Below are 19,061 nucleotides of genomic sequence, written 5' to 3'. Positions count from 1 at the left end.
CTTCGCCCCCGCCCCCTTCACGGAACCGCGCGCCCTTGTCCCAGTCCAGCTCCTCCTCCGACGGCTACGACATAGCCTTCAAAGTCCTCCTCGGCGTCTTCGCCGTCGCCATCCCCCTCTCCCATCTCGCCTGGCTCGGCGGGAACCTAACCGCCCTGCTCACCGGGCACCCCTGGGCCGGCTACCGACCCGCCGACGCCCTCATCCGCCCCGACCAGCTCTGGCCCGGCCTAGGAGAAACGTCCCTGCTCCTCGGCGCTCGAACCCTTCCCGTACTCGCCCTGATCGCCCTCGCCTCCGCCAGCGGTGTGTGGTGGAGCCGCCACAAGGGCACCTTCGGCGGGAAGAACAGGCGCCGGGTCCAGGGCACCGCCAAGGCCAGAGACATCGAGCCGCTCCTGGCCAGCGCGATCACCGCCAAGGCCCGCTCCCTGCGCCCCAGCCTGAAGGACGCCGACCGCATCGCGGCCTCCGACACCGGAATCCTCCTCGGCAACCTCCAGGGAAGCCGCACCGAAGTCCGCATGGGGTACGAGGACGTCGCGGTGGCGATCATGGCACCGCGCTCCGGGAAGACCACCTCGCTGGCGATCCCCTCCATCCTGGCCGCGCCCGGCGCCGTACTCCTGACCAGTAACAAGGCGGCCGGTGACGCCTATACGACCTGCTTCGACGCCCGCAGCCGGGTGGGGCGGGTGTGGTCGATGGACCCCCAGCAGATCGCCCACGCACCGCGCACGATGTGGTGGAACCCCCTTGCGGACGCGAAATCCCTGGAGGGTGCGAACCGGCTCGCCGGCCACTTCCTCGCCGCGTCCGTGGACGCCTCTCAGCAGGGCGACTTCTGGTCCAAGGCCGGCAGCAACATACTGTCGCAGTTGTTCCTGGCCGCGGCCTTGGACAACCGCCCTATCACGGACGTGATGCAGTGGCTGGCGTTCCCCGCCGACCGGCGACCGCTCGACATCCTGCGCGACCACGGATTCACCTCCGTCGCAGCCCAGTTGAAGGGAACGGTCGAGGGCCCGCCGGAAACCCGAGACGGTATCTATGAGACCGCGAGACAGTACGCGTCCGCCCTGCTCAGCGCGGACATCGCCGCCTGGGTGACCCCGCAGAAGGACGCAGCGGAGTTCCGCCCGGCGGAGTTCGTGGCCTCCACCGACACGCTGTTCCTGCTCTCCAAGGACGGCGGCGGCGGCGCCTCCGCGCTCATCGCAGCGTGCGCCGACTCGGTGATGCGGGCCGCAACCGCTCGAGCCGAACGGACCGGCGGACGTCTCGACCCGCCCATGCTCGCGGTCCTCGACGAGGCCGCAAACGTGTGCAAGATCAGCGACCTCCCCGACCTGTACTCGCACCTGGGCTCGCGCGGAATCATCCCGATGACGATCTTGCAGTCCTACCGGCAGGGCCAGAAGGTGTGGGGCGATGCGGGCATGGACGCCATGTGGTCCGCGGCCACCATCAAGGTCATCGGGTCCGGTATCGACGACCCGGATTTCGCGGACAAGCTCAGCAGGCTGATCGGCGATCACGACGTGGAGACCAAGTCCACCTCCATCTCGGACTCGGGCAAGTCCACCTCGATCAGCATGCGGCAGGAGCGGATCCTGCCCGCGGACCGGATCCGTGCACTGCCCAAGGGAACCGCCCTTCTCTTCGCGACCGGCCTGCGCGCCGCCATGCTCGACCTTCGCCCCTGGTACCTCGAACCGGACGCCGGCGAGCTGTCCGCCGCCTCCAAGGCCGCCTCCGACGCCATCACCGCCCGGGCCATCGCCAAGGCCGCACCCCCACAAGCCGACTTCGGGCTGGCCGTATGAAAGACCTCGTTCTGGACCTCTTCGCTGGTGCAGGCGGCTGGGGGCACGCCCTGCACAGCCTGGGCGTGCGCGATGTCGGCCTGGAGTGGGACGAATGGGCCTGCAAGACCCGCGCGGCGACCGGGCAGACCACGATCCGCACCGACGTCGCGCTCTACCCGGTCCGCCCTTTCATCGGCCGGACCCGCGGCCTGATAGCGAGCCCGCCCTGTCAGGCGTGGAGCATGGCCGGCAAGCGCCTCGGCCTGGTCGACCAGCCCCTCGTCCACCAGGCCGTGGCTGACCTGGCCGCCGGACGGGACACCCGCCCCCAACTGCTCGCAGCCTGCCAGGACCAGCGGTCGCTGCTGGCCGCCGAGCCGATGCGCTACCTCCACGCCCTGCACCAGGCCGGCGAGCCGGAATGGGTCCTGATGGAGGAGGTCCCCGACGTCGCGCCCCTGTGGAAGCAGTACGCCGCCGTGCTCCGCTCCTGGGGGTTCTCCACCTGGAGCGGCATCCTCAACGCCGCCGACTACGGCGTGCCGCAGACGAGGCGGCGGGCGATCCTGATCGCCTCCCGCACCCGTACGGCGGCCCCGCCCGAGCCGACACACGCCAAGTTCAGCGAGCCGGAGACCTTCTTCGGGCTCGGCCGCCGGACGTGGGTGTCCATGGCCGAAGCCCTAGGCTGGGGACGCACCGACGGGCCCGTGCCCACCATGTGCGCCGGCGGCGGCCCTGGGGGCGGACCGGAGCCTTTCCCCTCCGGCTCCCGTAAGACCCGCTCCGACGCCCGTGACCGCGGCGCGTGGAAGAACCCCCCGCTCCGTCCCGGGAACCCCAAGGTCGAACCTCCGTGCATCTGCACGGAAAGCTCTCCGCGGACGCCGCGGTGCGGTGACGGACGGGACTGGGTCCTGCGCAGCAACAGCCAGGCGAACGCGGCCATCCGGTCCGTGACTGAACCGGCCGCGACGCTGTTCTTCGGCAACCGCGCCAACGAATGCGTCTGGACCACTACGGGCCCCGCGGAGACGGCGCCGCCGGCGATCCGGATCACCGCTGAGGAGGCCGGGATCCTGCAGTCCTTCCCTCCCGCCTACCCCTGGCAAGGCAATAAAGGCCAGCGCTTCTCCCAGATCGGGAACGCCGTTCCCCCGTTGTTCGCCGCCCGCTTGATCGCACCGCACGTCGAACGCACGCTCAGCCACGACGACTTCGTCCTGGCGGCATGATGTCCGACGCCACCCGTACCGAAGCCGACGAGGATCTCCTGCAGTACCCTGCGCCGCCGCCGGTGGTGCACTACGCCGAACAGGCCCTGCTCGGCGCCCTGCTCCTGGTTCCCGAGCGGCTCAAGACCATCGGTCCGCTCGAGCCCGAGCACTTCGCCAACACCGCGCACAGCGCCCTGTTCGCGGCGATGCGCACGGTGTCCCCGCCCCCGCCGGAGGTCCACCGGGCCCGCCCGGTATGGCCGAGCCAGCTTCTCGAAGCGGCCCAGCCCCAGGCCCGAGCCCTGACGGCCTCCTACCTGCACACCCTCATCAGCGTCTGCCCCACCGACGCCCACGCCCCTGCCTACGCGCAGATGGTCCGTTCCGGGCACGCCCGCCGCGTTCTGCGCCGGCATGCCGGTCTCCTCGCACAGGCCGCCCACGCCCCGGGGCCCGATCCGGCTCGGACGGTCCTCACCCGGGCCGACCAGCTCGCCGTCTACCTCGACGAGCTGACCACGGCCTTCCCCTCGCACCCCGGATCAATGCCCCGGACCCCGCCGCCTCCCGCCCCGACTGCCGAAGCATCGGTAGAGGCGGAGGACGAGGAACGGATGCTCCTGGCCACGGCCACCGCACACCCCGATGGCCTACCTCGGATGCACTGGCTACACGAGGGCGACTTCACCGTCCCCGCGCACGCCGCCCTCTACGCCTGCTTGACGGCACTCGCCCGCCGGGGTGCACCCGTGGACCCCATCACCCTCCTGTGGGAGGCACAGCAGCGCGGCCTACTTCGCGAAGGGCTCCAGCCCGCCGAGGTCCTCGACTTGCTCGCCCATCCCGCAGGGGCACCCGAGTACTGGGGCCAGAAGGTCCTCCAGCGCGCTCTCCTGGCGCAGGCTGGTGCCGTTGCCGCACGAATCGAAGCGCTCACCGCGGACGACGCCACATCCGTCCACCAGCTGACCACCGGCAGCCGCCGGGCACTCTCCGCACTGTCCTCAGTACGGAGCCGCTGGCACCAAGCCACAGGCGACTTCGCCGAGAAGCCCACCGCCCCCCAGCCTGCCGTCCCCCGTGCTCCCGCCGTCCGCACCCCAGCCGCACGAGCCGGTCCTGCCACCCGCACCCCCGCCCGGCCAGGCCGATGACCAAGAGAGGTTGCCCGCACCTCAGCGACTCCCGCCCACCCACAATCGCGCCTCCTCCGCCCCTCCCGTTCGCCGACCAGGCTCCAACACGGCGCTCGGTGCCCCGCATGCTCGTGCCGTGGCCCCCCGATGAGTCGTCTACCAGTCCGCCACTGGGCGGAATACCTTGGCATCCGAGGTCTTCGCCAGTTCCCAAGAGATCAGCGAGTAGCCCTCGGGCCTCTTTTCCAGTGGATGGTGGTTCCGCAAGGCACAGATGATGAGCTCGCTGGACTCGACTGCCATCGGCCAACCCTCCGGCGTCGCTCCCCGCTCTGCCTTGCAGTAGGGGTTTCTGGCCACGATGCCAGTGACCCACTTATCCGGAATTCTCGCCTCCTCCGAGGAGCTCTCGGGGCGCTCGGCCCAGGAGATCGAGGGGACGTCGTCAGAGGAGACGAGGTACCCGACAGCCTCCAGTGGCTCGTGATCCTTCAGGTGTTCCCGGGTCACGGCGCGGCCTGTAAGTGGACGGAGGAAGCCCGAGGCCATCGCGTGGTATCGCTCGAAGAGGTGCCGGAGCGGAGCCATGTCGACCGGAATGCCCACCAGTTGGAAGGAGATATTGCAGCGCAGTACCACGCGGGAAGGGTCGCTGGAGACATCGGCTGTCAGCGTGTAGAAGCCTCCGCCTAGGCAGGTGTCGAAGTACGTGACCTGCTCGGTGTGGTGGATGTCCTCCAGTCCGCCGTAGCGCTTCTTCCTACCGGTCAGCGCGTTGACGAACTCCCGAGCGCCGGTTCCGTGCCACGCCGTGGTTGCCTGTCGGATGCTCCAGGATGGTTCGGATGTCGTCCAGCCCATGGAGTTCAGCGTGTGGACGAGATTAATGAGACCGCCTTCGTCCAGACGGCGGACCGGGAGGTCCAGGGTGACCCCGTTGCCGCTGGCGATCACCCAGTCGACATCGGGCAGTTCGTGGACGAAGACGAGTTCACCGAAGCTGTCGTCGGCGGTGACGTACGGCAGCGGCTCCAGGGTGTCCCCAAGCAGGGAGACGCTGGCTGCCGGCAGATCGTTGATCGGTCGGCGCTTGGTCTTCCTCGCGGTGTCCAGGCCAAGGTGGACACGACCGTGGGCGACAAGCTCCGCCTGCTTTGCCTTCAACACGTTGGCGAGCAATTCTGGTGAACGGAGGAGCTGCAGCAGTTCCTTCTCACCGATGAGCAGTATGGGCTGTCGCCCTCGGAACTCGACGACCTGCTGGATGACGGATTCCGTGAAGCCCGCGATGCTGATGATCACACCGATAGTGGCGGGGCCGGCTCGCTCCACGCGGGACCGCACGCTCACGACCGCCGGTGCCGCCCTTTACACGACGCCTGGTGAGCAGCCGGAAACCATCGCCGTCGGCGCACTCGTTCTGTCAGCCATCGCCGCTTGGTGGTGTGCCTCCCGCCAGGGGTGATCACGACCTGACATCGAACCGTTCGTAGGCGGGGTACGGGGCAGACAACCCGGCCTCCGGTGGATACGGTGCAAGCAACGTGTCAAGAGCTGGCACGCGGTGTGCCGGGAAGTCTGGTCGGCGTCCCTAGGGCAGTGCGCCCTTTCTCTCCGACGCCGAAGGCCAATCCCGATGCCCACCGACCCACGTGATTCCTCCCGCCGACCGCCGCTCCTCGGTGTCCCACACCGGCCCGGGCGCACCGCTCCCAAGCCCGAGAATGCCAGCGCGGACGGACGCCACATCTGATGGCCGATGGTGGCACCTCACTGTTGGCGCCGGTGATCGTCATTGCCGCCTTGGTCATCCGGACAGCGCTCACCGAGCTCCGGGATCCGGGTAGTGCCCGGCGCCAGTGGGCATTCGCCGTCAATGCCCGGGCCATGGCGGCCGGCGCGACGGTCGCCTCAGCCATCATCTTGATCGGCGGTCAGCGCTTCGGCTGGGCTGCCGCTGCCTGGGCACTTCTCGCCGGGGCACTTACCGCGTTCATCACCGGCCGTGACGCTCCCGACCCCACATCCGCGGCGGCACGGAGCAAGGAGCAGGCCGTGCCGGAACGGCAGATCGCAAAGGTGTTGGCTGCGGTTGGCGTGCCCCTCACCCTGGCCGGAGTGGCGATGCACATCCTGCCCGGCCCCGGATTCCCCTCTCTCATCATCGGCCTGGCCCTGCTGATCGCCAGCCTCTCCATGGCCGCCTCAGCCCTCCGCCGCTAGCACTGTCACTTCCCCCTGTCCCCCGCCCCAACGTCGACCGGAGTTTACAAGCCATGACCTGGCAGTGGATCGGGCAAGGTGGCCTCGACCGGCCCGACATGGACGAGACGGCAGAGGTGACCGGACCGGACACCACGCTGCTCCCCCGCCCGCTGTCACTCTCTGCCGCATTCGAGGGGAGTGAGCCGATTGCCAGGGCGCGGCTGCTTGCCCGCTCCTTCTTGGACGACATGCAAAGGGTCCATGGCCTGCGGGTCTCGGACCGCGTTCTGGATCTGGTGGAGCTGTTCGTCAGCGAGCTGGTCACCAACACCCGCAAATACGCGCCCGGTCCCAGCCTGCTGACCCTCCACGTCTGGAACGGCTGCGTGGATGTGACCGTCTGGGACAGCAACCCTGCCCTGCCGACGATCCTGCCTCCAGACCCCACCCGCGTGGGACAGCACGGCCTCGAGATCGTCAAGGCCTCCGCCCGGACCTTCCAGGTCCGCCGCGAACCCGTGGGCAAACGGATCACCGCTTCCCTCCCGCTCACCGACGATCCGGCCACGAACGCCGCAGACGGATGACGACGCCGGATCGGGGCCTTCCCGATCGGGGCTACGCACAGCCTGCGCGGGCCGCCCCCCTCGAAGGCGTGGACCTCTTCAACGCTTCAGTCCCCAGCCATGGGCATGAATTCCTGGCTGATCTCGCTGATTGCCGCTCTGGTCCTGGGCGCAGTGGAGATCATCATTCTCACCGCCGCGCTCGGGTTGTTGGGGCACAGTGCTGGTCACAGCCGTGCTCGCCGCTGTCGGTTTGCCCCCTGGACCAAAGACGCAGGCGGACAGTAACGCTGACCCAGCGGCGACGATGACGAAGCGAGGAGCGCGGGACTTCGGGCTCCTCTCCCGGGTCCGGGTCCCACCCAGGAGCTTGTCGACGTAGGCAGCCGCTGCACGGCCTGCAATCACTACTGGGATTCCCCGACGGGCGATCCGGTGCCCACGATCGTCTTCAACTCGATTGCCGGGTACGGAGCGTGTGCTTCGGTGGCGGGTCCTTTGAGGGCACCTCACCCTGCTGCTCGGGCTCGATGCCGTCCTCCGCAGGCAGCCAGCACGTCTGCGGCCGAGCATGCCCGTCACAGCTGCGGAGTGGCATCGCACCAACGGGTGACGCCGCCCCGTTCGCATGAACAGGTCGATCGCTCGACGTCGCCTAGCGGCGGAAGCTGCACCTCCAGGGCGTCCTTACCATGATGCCCCAGCCCTCACGTCCCTACTGAACCCGGGTACGAGATCAACCGCCGTCGGCGCCCCGTTCGAACTCGACGATCACCGGAGCACCGTTCTCGTCCAGCCCCAGCGAGTCGATGCGCCCATCGTGCACCGGTCCAGTGCTGTACTCGCTCGACAGGAGCCGGACCCCCAGCATCGCCCCCACGTGAACCTCACCGAGGCCCGCCACATCCTCCTCTTGATCGGCCAGTCGCGGTGCAACCACCGTCACCCCCGCCTGCCTCGCGAGACCCCATCGTCGACCCTCCGTAGCGCAAATGGCTTCGCTTCCATTTCCGACGCTGACCGATTCCTCGGGCGGCTACGGAGCGCGCGCCCCCACCAGGGTTGGTACCAGGTGTGCAGGTTACTCGTCGAACGGCGAGCCGGGATGTTAGCCGATGAGGGCCCCCGCCCCCCACTTTTGAGCACCATCGCCAAAACGCTTTGTTTGCCTAGGGCAAAGGTTAGCTTTGCCGTGCCCCACAGTTCCAAGCGCCACAACGCCAGTGCCGGCATCAGCGAACGCCGCGAAGCCCAGGGAGCCACGATGAAGTCTCATGCACGCAGTATCCGACCTTCGTCTCGTCGTCGCCGTGGCCGCCTGCTCGCCGCGGCGGTCGCATGCGTGGCGGTCACAGCCGCTGCAACCGCATGGCTCTCCCTCAAGAACGACTCGACCCACGAGTCGGCTTCAGCCCACACCCCGACAGTGGGCGCCGGTGCGGCAGTACCTCAGGCGGCCAGCACCAACGCAGTCACCCAACTGGACAAGAGCTTCCTCGCCAAGGTCCGGCAGGCCGGACTGTGGGAAATACCGGCAGGCCGACTCGCCCAGACAAACGGATCGAGCGAAGCGATCAAACGGGCCGGCCTGCATCTTCTCGATGGACACAGCAAGCTCGACCAACTGGTTCGCGAGGACTCCGAGGCGCTACGAGTACCCATCCCCGATCAAGCTACAGCCGAACAGCAACGCTGGGTCGACCAGCTGCGAAGCACCCAGGGCAGCGAGTTCGACCAGCTCTTCGTGGACCTGCTCCGCGCCTCCCACGGCAAGGTGTTCATTACCATCGGCGAGGTCCGCGCATCCACCAAGAACTCCTTGGTGAGACGGCTTGCAACCCAAGCCAACGTCACCGTCCAGGACCACATGGATGTACTGGAGGACACCGGCCTCGTCACGGATGCCACCTTGGACGATGTCGCCTCCACCATCGCCAAGTGACTTCCCGGTCCACCGCCTCCATCACGAGGTCCCTCGAACGCCGACCATGGCGGGATCAGCGGGGCCTCCGTCACATATCCCCAGCGAGCGCGGCTTCGCGGCATACTCGCCCATGCCTCGGGTGGCCGTCACCGCCGCCACCCGAGGGAAAGGGGCGACGAGCGGGACACGCCCGACCTCGTGGATCTCGCACCAGCCGAGATTCGCCATCTGCTGGCAGCTGCCCACGGACACCCTGTAACACGGGGCGATTACTCGTTGAACCGGCCACGATGGCACCGGCAGCACCCGGCCTGAGCCCGCCGATGGCACGACACCCGGCGCGGGCCCTCGTTCGCCCGCGTGTTCACGACCCCCGAGCCTCTCGGAGTCGTGGTCGCCCTCGTCGCCGGGAAGGTCATCGGCGCGTTCGGCGGTGCCTGGTTCGCCGCGCGCTTCACCCACGCCCGGCTCAACCCCGAACTGGCCTGGGCCGACGTCCTCGGGCTCGCCGCGCTCGCCGGCATCGGCTTCACCATCGCCCTGCTCCTCGGTGAACTCGCCTTCCCCGCCAGGGCCAACGCGGAATCCGTCAAAGCCGCGGTACTGATCGCCTCACTCATCTCCGCAGCGGCCGCCGGCGGCGCCGACGACCCCGGGACGGGCGACGGCCGCTGACCGCGGTACGCCTCAGACTCTGCCCTCACGCGCCCGTTCTCGCCGTTCTCATGGCTCCGCAAGGGGCTGTACTCCTGCCTGCTTCCACTCGTCGGTTCGTGGGGCCCGGCGCCATCGCGGTTCAGTTCTGATCTAGCGCGGGCAGGAGGAGGGCGCCCCTCGCTCCTCTGCGGATGCCGGTCCAGCGGCAGGACGGTGCGAGCGGAACCCGCAGGCACGTCAAGGGGCGTCGGCGGTCCACCGCCTGTTCAGAGCCTGGTCGACGCTGTCGGCGAGGTCGGCCAGGTGGGTCCTGTCCCCCGGGTGGAATTCCTGCGCGGCGGTGGTGGCACGCAGCCGCGCGAGGTGGTCGGCGATGGTGGGGCGCTGTTCGGGTCTGCTGTGCCAGGCCAGTTCGCGCAACAGTATGGACAGGCGGGCCAGGACTGCGGGGTCTGCCGCACCGTATTGCATGGGCTGGGCGACAGCGAGGTGGAGGAGTTCCGCGAGGGTCGGCCGGCGTAGTACGACGCGGACCTGGCCGCGGTCGTCCCGCAGGAGCCGGGGGGAAAGATCACGCCGAGCCAGCTCGCACAGGAGTGCGGAGGAATGGGAGAGGGCGTGGATCGCGGTGGTGGGATCGTTGATGCCGGGAGAGAGCGCCTTGGTAGCCACGTCGGTGAGCTGGCGCAGGCCGAAGGAGATGTCCTGCTCGGGGATGCGCTCGGACGCGGTGCCAAGCGCACGGGCCGTCTGCTCGACCAGGAGGCGCCGGGTGTCCGGGGCCAACGGTGCGCCGGTACGGGACCAGGCGACTCCGGCGGGGGTGCCGGCGATGAGTGAGCTTCCCGGACAGCGGTCGATCAGGACGACGGCATCGGCGGCGACCGCCGCCGCCAGGAGCGCCTTCTCGTCCACGGCGGCCAGGAAGCCCGAGGTCTCGACGAGCAGGGGCAGGGCGTCGGCAGGCGGTCCCGGCGCCGTGGTCCCTTCTGTGGTGGCAGGGCCGGTCTCGGGCAGGAGCCTGCGGAGGGTGGCGTCGGCGTCGATATGGACGTCGCGCAGCATGGTCTCCACCCGGATCTTGCGCGCCAGATGGGAGAGGAAGATCACGAGCGCGAACACGCTCGCCAGGGTGAGGACGAAGGCGAGGGTGACTGAAAGTTGCGGAACGAACGGCGGTTGCCCGCTGGCCTCGGTGCGCACCGTGCGCAGCACGGTCAGTGCGTAGGTGAATGTGGCGAGGAACAGCGCGAGTGTGGTCTGCACGTAGCGGTCCTGGTTGAAGGTCCGCAGCAGACGGGGGGAGAACTGGCTGCTTGCGAGCTGCAGCGTGACGACCGTGAGCGAGAACGTCAGAGCCGTGACGCTGATCAGTGAGCCGGCGATCGCCTCCAACACGGTCCGTGCTGCTGCCGGGCCGCCCCCGAAGAGGTACGCCGTGAGGGACGGCGGGATATGGCGCAGGATCCGCATGTCCAGTCTGGGCAGCCCTACACCTGCGGCGACGGCGAGGAGGACGCCCAGGGTCGGCAGCGGCCACAGCTGGCTCCGCAGTGCGTCACGCCTCAGCGGGCCAGCTCCCATGACGCCTCTCCTTCCGATTGAAAACAACACTGTCCTACCTTGGGGGTTGATGCCAGCCGGTGATCGCGCGAACACCGCAGTCCGGGGCGCCGCAGCGGGTAATTCCTCCCAACGGCTCCTGCCGGTCCCACTGGGTGCCATGGCCATGTGAGGCGTGGCTTGATCCGCAAAGCTTGCACGGGGCCGGTTTCTCCGCCTCCAGCGCAGCGCGCGGCCCCACAGACGCGGAAATGCGACGCCGACGTCACGGCCGGCCCACGAGACAGCCGCGCGGGACTTCGCAACCCGCGGCTCACCCCGCCCCCGCGGATCCCGGCTCGGAACCCGTGGGGATCCGGTCCGGCGCCCGGAGTGCCGCCCAGCGCGTACCAGCCCCGGCTGAGAGGCAACCTTCTCCTACCGCGATCGCGGTCTCGGGCTTCGCACAGGGGGTGACGGCCGTGGGCTGGTTCCGCAGAAGGCTGAAAGCCCGGGCGACAGTGAGCGGCGAGAGCGGCCTGCGACGGGTTCCACCTCACACAGAACGAGGTGGACGAGTACATGGCCCTGTCCCAGGAGCAGGGCCATTCCCTGCCCCGGTTCGGAACCTGCACCTGCGGCTACCACCCGACCATGCCCAATGACCAGCCAGGACCGCTGCCCCACTGGTCGACCACGTCCTTCGGTCTACCGAGTACGGCTCCCACATCGGCCCCGCCGCCAGCGAGGTGACACCAGGCACCCGCTCGGCGATCACATGCGGAGGCTCCAGCCTCTGCACGGACGACACCCGTGGCGAGCCCGCGTCACAGAACGTCACTAGCGGGAAAGCTAATAGGCGAGAGCAGCCGACAGCTCGAGTGGGCGAACCCGTCAAGGCTGCGGCCTTCACCGGTTCGCAAGTCTCCGCGTGGACCGCCAACGTCGCACTGTGGCGCCGCAACGCCGCCTTCCGGCACGTGCCCGAAGAGGCAGTGCCGGCCGAGCCGGTGTACCACCGGCACGTCTCGTCCCGCAACTCGACGCTCAGGTGTCCGGTGTCCGGTGTCCGCTGCACAGGCTCACGCAGCTCTCCCGGCATGCCGCGTCGGCCGGGCGAGCCGGTCCCGGGCCGACCTCGCGCTCCTACCGGTTCATCGTGATCCCGCTCCTTCCCGACACACCCGGGGTGGCCGGGCTTGGCACCCACCAGGCGGATGCACCGGTCAGGTGGACGCGGTCTCACCATCCACCTTCTCACGCGACGCCTCGCTCCTGATCACCACAGCAAAGTCACCGACGCCGAGAAGACGGTCACCGGCGAACACATCAGTGGTCGTGGAGAAGCTGATGAGCCTACCGTCCGCCTCGTCGAAGGCGCATTCCTGAACATCCCCGAGCCATTGGCCGCGATCGGTCAGCAGTTGCTTGCCCACCGGGTCAGACGCGCGGTCATCCGCGCCCGCCTCCGCATAGGGACCCGAGGCACGGAAGATCATGACCGCGTCCGGGCCGATTGCCCGTATCTGCTCCCACGGGACGATCTCGTCGCCCCGCGATGAGCGCATGCGTACGAATTCCACCCTTGCGGGTGACGCCGCCGTCACCAGTCCGGTCACCATGCCCACCCGCTCGGCGGTATCGGCCGCGACCACAGGAAGGCGGATCACTTCCCCGAATCGCCTCACCGTGCCTCCTTCAGCGCCTGCTCCAAGCCGGCGGCCGCCTCGCGGAAGCCCGCCAGATCGGCGACGGCGAACCTGAACGACGCCTCGGGCACCACCACGTTCTCGCCCGAGGCAGCCGCCGGCAGAGGAACGGGCAACAGCACCGTCGCCTCCCCGGCACCGTGGTCGCCGAGGCGGACCTCGTACCCCACCATCCGGGCCGCGTCCTGCTCTACATCGAGGACGACATCGGCGACCCGCCCCATGTCCTCCCCCTCCGCCGTGAGGACCCGGGCACCGCTCACACCGGCATCCGGGGCCCCGACCGACCTGGACTCGTCCGGGCCGGCCACGGCCGAACGGGCAGCGACCATGACGGCGTCCATGCCCAGGGCATGGACGCCCTCCCAGTGAAGAACCTCGCGCAATGGCCCGGACAGCAACCCCCGGCCACTCAGCGTAAACATCGTTACCCGTCCGTCACCGGGGTCCAGCACCACGTCCTTGATCTGGGCGATCACATCCCCGCCCAAAGTCACCACGGGACGCCCCACGACATCCCCCACCCGTGTCAGAAACGCCATCACCGCTCACCCCCGCCTTCGGGGGGCGGGGGGTGCTGTTCGACCACCGGACCTCCGCGTCGGCGGCGCGCCTGCGTCACCACCGCCGAGATGCCGATCACCACCAGGATGACGAGCACCGCGATCAGCCAAAGCCACCACTCCACGATCCGGCCCTCCATCCCGTGACACGCTTGGGGTCCGTACACTGCTCTTGCCCCGTCGCACCCGTCGCACGCCTGTTTCCCATCCTTCCAGGCATCCCGCAGGCCGCTACCGGTCCGGCATTCTGGGACGCCGCTTCAAACGGACTCGGCGGAGCCTCGCAGTCCGAGCTGATGCACGCCGACCGGCCGGGAGGGCCGTGCGGCCGCGGACAGCGCGGGTGTGGTGGCGCCCTGGACTCGCCGAGGAACCGGCCAGGACGCCCCCGAGCGGATCCTCGGGGCCCGGCGTGGGAACGGAGTCAGGAACCGGATCCGGCAGGGAGGCGCCCGAGGCCCGGCGCGCCCGCCGACGCCGCCCAACGGCCCAGCAGTCGCAGCGCGGCCTCGGCCCCAGCGTCGGGGGCTGTGAAGACGACCAGCGCACTGCCCTCGTCACCCGGCAGCACGAGGGTCTCGTAGGCGAGGTCGAAACCTCCGGCCACCGGATGGCGGAAAGCCTTCGTGCCGTACGTCTTTTCCCGCACGTCCCGAGTCGCCCACATCTCCCGGAACTCCGGGCTACGGCTGCTCAGTTCGGCCACCACCGCAGCCAGTCGCGCGTCCTCGGGCCGGCGCCCGGCACAGAAGCGCAGGAATCCCACGGTCTGGCGGGCCACCTCCGCCCACCGCGGGTACAGCTCCTGAGCGGAGGCGTCGAGGAATACGTGGTGCGCGAGGTTCAGCTGTCCGGGCTGCGCTTCGTCGGGGCCGCCGACCACGGCCAGGGCCAGGTCGTTGGCGGCGAGGACGTCCATTGCAGGGGACAGGACGTACGCGGGGACGGCTCCGACGGCCGTCAGGAGCCGGCGCAGTTCCTCCCGTACGGACGCGCCCGGCTCGGCGCCCGGCCGATCGTGCCCGGCCGGGGCTCCGTCGCCGCGCTCGATGGCGTCCCGGCGACGGTCGGCAAGGGCCGGGGCGGCACGCCGACCCGCTTGGCGTGCCAGGTCGTGCAGGTGTGCGTGCTCGGTCGCGTCGAGCCGTAGCACCCGCGCGAGGGCGTCGAGCACGGCGTCGGACGGATTGCCTGCACGGCCCTGCTCCAGGCGCGTGTAGTAGACGACGCTGACGCCCGCGAGTTCGGCGGCCTCTTCTCGGCGCAGCCCCGGTACCCGGCGCCGGCCGAGGGCGGGCAGGCCGGCTTCCGCCGGGGTCACCCGGGCCCGCCGTGACGTGAGGAACCTACCGAGTGGGGTCGCCGAGTTCATGCAGGCCAGTATCCATCGGCGAACTTCCGGAGCCCTCCTCCGTCAGTACCCCCTCCGACCCCTTGGCTCACCCCTTGCCTGGTACTCGGGGGGTAGTGGCTCGGCCAACGCTGGTGCAGCACCGTGGACCCGTCGCGGCACGACGAGAGCGACGCACACCAACGAGCAGGGCCTATAAGACAGGAGCGGCTTCGATGCGCGCAGTGGTTTTCTCCCGGTACGGCGACGAGAGCGTGCTGGAACTCACCCGACGGCCGGCACCGGCGCCGGCGGAGGGCGAGATACTGGTGGAGGTCATGGCCGCCGGGGTGAACCCGGTCGACTGGAAGCACCGGGAAGGAGCGGTGCGCAGCGACCGGCCGTTCCCACTGGGCATGGGCTGGGACGTGGCGGGCGTGGTCCGGGCCACGGTGGCGGGCGGCCCGGCCGTGGGCGAGGCCGTGTACGGGATGCTGCCGCTTCCGTACGGCGGCGCTTACCAGGAGCTGGCCGTCCTGCCCGTCTCCGCCGCGGCCCCCAAGCCGGACCGGCTGTCCTACGCGCAGGCCGCCGCCGTGCCGCTGGCTGCCCTGACGGCGTGGCAGGCGCTGGAGGCGGGCGGGGTGGACTCGGGTCAGCGCGTCCTGGTGCACGCGGGCGCCGGCGGCGTCGGCCACTTCGCCGTGCAGTTCGCCCGGCACTTCGGAGCACACGTCACCGCCACCGCCTCCGCCCGCAACCTTGACTTCCTGAGTCGGCTCGGCGTCGACGAGCCGATCGACCGCGCGACGACGGACCTGTCCACCACGGAGCCCTTCGACATCGTCCTGGACACCGTCGGAGGTCTGGTACAGCAAGCCTCGTGGCGGCTCCTGCGGCCGGGCGGCGCCCTCATCACGCTCCCGGAACCCCTGGACGAGGCGCACCGCCTCCCCGGGATCACCGCCCGCCGCGTGGTGGTCGCCCCCGACGGCCAGGCGCTGGGCCGCATCGGCGCGCTGATCGACTCGGGCGCTGTGCACGTCGAGGTCCAGTTGGTGCTTCCCCTGGAGGAAGCCGCGCAGGCGCACCGCATCAGCAAGGCGGGCCGGGTGCGCGGCAAGCTGGTGCTCGGCTTCTAAGGCACCGCCGACGTGCCGCATCGCAGCGGGCGGCCACGCAGGACGCCCGGCTGCGGCCGGCCGCACCCGGAGGCGGCCGGGGGTCCTCCGCCTGTGCGGGCGTCTTCTGGCAGTCGTGCGGCGGTCCGTCCCTTCGCGGCCGGGCCGCTTGCCCACCGGAACACCGCGGGGGGATAGATTCAGCGTCATGACACCAGACGCGCACGAGAACTCCTTCCGCGAGCGCGCGGCCCGCAGCGAGACCCGGGGGAGCTTCCTGCTTCTGGTGGCCGGCTGCATCTGACTCACCCTCGCCTACCAGTTGTTCGCCCCCTTCAGCATTGAGCGGGATGCCAACGGCAGCATCGAATGCGCATCCCGAGTCTTCTACGACGATGGCGACGACGGTCGGAAGTCACGAAAGCAGACGTACGAAGAAGCCGAAGGCATCCGCTGCGCTGTCGCCCGCGACCCCGCCGACATGCTCGGCCTCCTGCTGCTCTCGCTACCGTTCGCCGCGACCGGGATCTTCCAGTACACCTCGCGCGCCCTGGCGCTGGCCCTGCGCCATCACGGAGACGAGGTCGCGCACCTCAAGTCCGAGCGGCCCAACATGCCCGCCGAGCCGGCCGAGACTCCTCCAGCATGACCCGCGGCGGGGCTGAGCCGGGCTCGGCTGCGGACTCGTCCTGCACTTCATGCGGTGCCGAAGGGCACCCGGCAGCACGGAAAGACGCGCGCACACCGTGCCCAGTGCCTGCAACTGCACGACGCGCACTGCACGGTGAGCGGGCCGGAGCCACCACGTCGTACGAGCAGGAAGCGGAGGCGGTACCCCTGCCGACGGCGGTGGCCGGCGTGCGGGAGCGGTCATCGCGCAGCAGCGCGACGACGGTGAACCTGCGACCACTGCCTGGACGACCGCGGACTGGGTGAACCCGAGTATCGGCGCCCAGGTGATCGCCAATGCCATGGCACCGTGACGGTCAGGGGATGCCGCAGCGTGCGCACTGCCCCTCCTTCTCTAACCGGTCGGCCGCCAGCACTGCCCGCCGCCGGTTGGAGGGAGCGCAGCTTGCACACCGCGCGCCTGCTCCCGCCTCCTCCGGGCCCGACCCGTCCGAATGCCCGTCCAACTGACGCGTGGGGCCCCGCTCTCCAGGCGACCAGCGCTGCGGCACCCGAGCCAATCAGCCTGCTCCGGTCAGGCATTCGGGGCGTGTCCGTGGCCTCCCGTCGGCGCCCGTTCGCACCTCGGGGCTGGCATTTCCAGGCACTCCCTAACCACTCGCGGCCTGGCCAAACCCTCGGGTTCCCGACGATGGCATAACGTTCATGTCGCAAAATTGGCATGATGCAAATGTGTTATAGCCTCGTTATGAATCGCTCAGTATCATCCGCATTAGCGCGCTATATCCGAAATGGACGTGCCTCCGGTCACCTTTCCGGAGGCCTGAGGCGGCTGTGACGTAGCACCGAAGAACTACTGAAGCAAGCATTTCGCTCCGTGCGATTTCGACCGCTGCTGGGTAACTTCGGCCCGCATGACCACCCGCCTCCCCTGGACGCCGACGCCGTGCACCGACGTGCCGCCCTGCGTTCCCGCCGACTGCAGCACACTGCGGGCGGCGCTCTGAACGTGTCCACCCGTACCTCGTGGGCCGCACGCCGCCGCGGCCGGACTCCGAGAGCACCGAGACGCCTGCTCCAACCCCTCAGAACAAGAAAGTCACTTGGCTCCTGATGACACGAACGACCATCCACGTGGACGGCACCTGGCGCGGCGCACTGAGCGGTGAGACGCGCGACATCCTCGACCCGGCGGACGGGCAGCCGTTCGCCGTGGTGGCCGAGGGCGGTGCGGCGGACGCCGACGCCGCGGTCGCCTCGGCCCGCGCCGCCTTCGACTCGGGGGTGTGGCGGGGCACGGCAGTGTCCGAACGGTCAGCGCTGCTGCGCCGCGTGGCCGACCTGCTGGTTCGCGACCGCGAGGAACTCGCCCTGTTGGAAAGCCGCGACGCCGGGAAGACCGTCGGGGAGGGGTGCATCGATGTCGACTGCGTGGCCGACGCCTTCCGCTATTTCGCCGACCTGGTCCTGACAGAGGGTGCGGGACGCGTCGTGGACGCCGGCAGCGACACCGTGCACAGCGTCGTCGTCCACGAGCCCGTGGGGGTGTGCGCGCTCATCACTCCATGGAACTACCCACTGCTGCAGGCGAGTTGGAAAATCGCCCCGGCTCTGGCCGCCGGGAACACCTTCGTGGTCAAGCCGAGCGAGATCACCCCGCTCAGTACCGCGGCACTGATCGCGCTGCTGAGCGAGGCCGGACTGCCCAGCGGGGTCGCGAACGTGGTCACCGGCCCCGGTCACACCGTCGGCGCCCGGCTCTGCGAGCACCCGGACGTGGACCTGGTCTCCTTCACGGGCGGCCTGACCAGCGGTGTGAAGGTGGCTCAGGCGGCAGCGCCCGGGGTCAAGAAGGTGGCTCTGGAGCTCGGCGGCAAGAACCCCAACGTGGTCTTCGCCGACTCCTGCGACACCGCGGCCGGCTTCGACACGGCCGTCGACCAGGCTCTGAACGCCGCCTTCATCCACAGCGGCCAGGTCTGTTCGGCCGGTTCCCGGCTGATCATCGAGGAGTCCGTACGAGAGCGGTTCGTGGCCGAACTGAGCCGCCGGGCCCGCCGCATCCGACTGGGCCGCGGCACCGAGAAGGACGTCGAGTGCGGGCCTCTGGTCTCCCTGGCCCAGCTGGAGCGCACCGAGGAGTACGTCGCCTCCGCGCTCGGCGAGGGCGCCGTACTGCGCAGCGGCGGCGCCCGCCCCGAGCCGTCCAAGACTCGGCCGGCCGGCGGCTGGTTCTACGAGCCTACGGTCCTCGACCGCTGCCACCGCCGGATGAGGGTGGTCCGCGAGGAGGTTTTCGGCCCCGTCCTGACCGTGGAGACATTCCGGACGGAGGACGAGGCGGTGGCGCTCGCCAACGACACGGAGTACGGGCTCGCGGGCGCCGTCTGGACCGCGGACGCGGCACGGGCCCGCCGTGTGGCCGGCCGGCTCCGCCACGGCACCGTGTGGATCAACGACTTCCACCCCTACCTCCCCCAGGCCGAGTGGGGCGGCTTCGGCAAGTCGGGCATCGGTCGGGAACTCGGGCCCTCCGGACTCGCCGAGTACCGCGAGGCCAAGCACATCTACCAGAACCTGGCGCCCCGTCCCGTGCGGTGGTTCTCCGGCTGACCCACCCACGGGCGGACGGGCCCATGGCCCCGCCCGCACC

The 19,061-nt window shown here is 69.7% G+C and carries 16 protein-coding genes and 1 pseudogene; 10 read left to right on the top strand and 7 right to left on the bottom strand.

What is annotated here, in order from left to right:
• Positions 1-35 precede the first annotated feature (35 nt).
• The 3 genes from DEJ51_RS30740 to DEJ51_RS30730 are packed head-to-tail and all read left to right on the top strand — an operon-like array spanning position 36 to position 4,179.
• A complete protein-coding gene (locus tag DEJ51_RS30740) occupies positions 36-1,826 on the top strand; it encodes a type IV secretory system conjugative DNA transfer family protein (protein ID WP_150260899.1) in 1,791 nt (596 codons plus the stop codon).
• Positions 1,823-3,043 carry a DNA cytosine methyltransferase gene (locus DEJ51_RS30735; RefSeq protein WP_150260898.1) on the top strand — a complete coding sequence of 407 codons (1,221 nt, stop codon included), beginning with the start codon at positions 1,823-1,825 and terminating at the stop codon, positions 3,041-3,043. Before DEJ51_RS30740 ends, DEJ51_RS30735 begins: the two co-directional genes overlap by 4 nt.
• Positions 3,040-4,179, top strand: coding sequence for a DnaB-like helicase N-terminal domain-containing protein (locus tag DEJ51_RS30730; protein ID WP_223836041.1), 1,140 nt, complete (start codon positions 3,040-3,042; stop codon positions 4,177-4,179). Before DEJ51_RS30735 ends, DEJ51_RS30730 begins: the two co-directional genes overlap by 4 nt.
• 138 nt (positions 4,180-4,317) lie before the next feature.
• Here DEJ51_RS30730 and DEJ51_RS30725 read toward each other — a convergent pair whose 3' ends face one another.
• Positions 4,318-5,463, bottom strand: a complete 1,146-nt coding sequence (locus DEJ51_RS30725; RefSeq protein WP_150260897.1) for a hypothetical protein — start codon at positions 5,461-5,463, stop codon at positions 4,318-4,320.
• 450 nt (positions 5,464-5,913) lie between these two features.
• On the opposite strand from DEJ51_RS30725, the gene DEJ51_RS30720 reads away from it, so the two are divergent.
• Both DEJ51_RS30720 and DEJ51_RS30715 read left to right on the top strand, forming a co-directional pair.
• On the top strand, positions 5,914-6,384 hold the full coding sequence (locus DEJ51_RS30720) for a hypothetical protein (protein ID WP_223836040.1): 471 nt from the start codon (positions 5,914-5,916) through the stop codon (positions 6,382-6,384).
• A 98-nt stretch (positions 6,385-6,482) separates the two neighbouring features.
• A complete protein-coding gene (locus DEJ51_RS30715; RefSeq protein WP_150262253.1) occupies positions 6,483-6,953 on the top strand; it encodes an ATP-binding protein in 471 nt (156 codons plus the stop codon).
• A gap of 718 nt (positions 6,954-7,671) precedes the next feature.
• Here the strand turns inward: DEJ51_RS30715 and DEJ51_RS35355 are convergent.
• A pseudogene (locus DEJ51_RS35355) lies at positions 7,672-7,926 on the bottom strand (hypothetical protein); the annotation flags it as partial.
• A 198-nt stretch (positions 7,927-8,124) separates the two neighbouring features.
• Here DEJ51_RS35355 and DEJ51_RS30705 point away from each other — a divergent pair.
• Positions 8,125-8,874, top strand: a complete 750-nt coding sequence (locus DEJ51_RS30705) for a DUF4142 domain-containing protein (protein ID WP_223836038.1) — start codon at positions 8,125-8,127, stop codon at positions 8,872-8,874.
• 342 nt (positions 8,875-9,216) lie between these two features.
• On the top strand, positions 9,217-9,531 hold the full coding sequence (locus DEJ51_RS30700) for a Na+/H+ antiporter NhaA (protein WP_150260896.1): 315 nt from the start codon (positions 9,217-9,219) through the stop codon (positions 9,529-9,531).
• Between the two features lie 219 nt (positions 9,532-9,750).
• Here the strand turns inward: DEJ51_RS30700 and DEJ51_RS30695 are convergent, their stop codons facing one another.
• The 5 genes from DEJ51_RS30695 to DEJ51_RS30670 all read right to left on the bottom strand — a co-directional run bounded on the left by DEJ51_RS30695 (position 9,751) and on the right by DEJ51_RS30670 (position 14,699).
• Positions 9,751-11,097 (bottom strand): DUF2254 domain-containing protein, encoded by a 1,347-nt coding sequence (locus tag DEJ51_RS30695; RefSeq protein ID WP_150260895.1) that lies wholly within the window; start codon positions 11,095-11,097, stop codon positions 9,751-9,753.
• A gap of 1,184 nt (positions 11,098-12,281) precedes the next feature.
• Entirely contained in the window at positions 12,282-12,743 is a 462-nt protein-coding gene (locus tag DEJ51_RS30685; protein WP_150260894.1) for a hypothetical protein, read from the bottom strand.
• Positions 12,740-13,306: a PRC-barrel domain-containing protein gene (locus DEJ51_RS30680; protein WP_150260893.1), complete on the bottom strand. Its 567-nt coding sequence runs from the start codon at positions 13,304-13,306 to the stop codon at positions 12,740-12,742. Before DEJ51_RS30680 ends, DEJ51_RS30685 begins: the two co-directional genes overlap by 4 nt.
• Positions 13,306-13,452: a cytochrome c-type biogenesis protein CcmH gene (locus tag DEJ51_RS30675; protein ID WP_150260891.1), complete on the bottom strand. Its 147-nt coding sequence runs from the start codon at positions 13,450-13,452 to the stop codon at positions 13,306-13,308. The genes DEJ51_RS30680 and DEJ51_RS30675 overlap by 1 nt, the downstream gene beginning before the upstream one ends.
• Positions 13,453-13,751: 299 nt before the next feature.
• Positions 13,752-14,699 (bottom strand): helix-turn-helix domain-containing protein, encoded by a 948-nt coding sequence (locus DEJ51_RS30670; protein ID WP_150260890.1) that lies wholly within the window; start codon positions 14,697-14,699, stop codon positions 13,752-13,754.
• Positions 14,700-14,893: 194 nt separating this feature from the next.
• Here DEJ51_RS30670 and DEJ51_RS30665 point away from each other — a divergent pair, with 194 nt between their 5' ends.
• From DEJ51_RS30665 to DEJ51_RS30655, 3 genes are all read left to right on the top strand, one after another.
• Entirely contained in the window at positions 14,894-15,799 is a 906-nt protein-coding gene (locus DEJ51_RS30665; protein ID WP_150260888.1) for an NADP-dependent oxidoreductase, read from the top strand.
• A 301-nt stretch (positions 15,800-16,100) separates the two neighbouring features.
• Positions 16,101-16,427 carry a hypothetical protein gene (locus DEJ51_RS30660; RefSeq protein WP_150260886.1) on the top strand — a complete coding sequence of 109 codons (327 nt, stop codon included), beginning with the start codon at positions 16,101-16,103 and terminating at the stop codon, positions 16,425-16,427.
• A 1,094-nt stretch (positions 16,428-17,521) separates the two neighbouring features.
• Complete coding sequence (locus DEJ51_RS30655; RefSeq protein ID WP_150260884.1) at positions 17,522-19,021, top strand: aldehyde dehydrogenase family protein; 1,500 nt, start codon at positions 17,522-17,524, stop codon at positions 19,019-19,021.
• Positions 19,022-19,061 lie beyond the last annotated feature (40 nt).

This window comes from Streptomyces venezuelae (assembly GCF_008642275.1).
Taxonomy (GTDB): Bacteria; Actinomycetota; Actinomycetes; order Streptomycetales; family Streptomycetaceae; genus Streptomyces; species Streptomyces venezuelae_E.
Note: the sequence above shows the minus strand (reverse complement) of the source record. Positions and strands in the feature narration are given on the sequence as shown.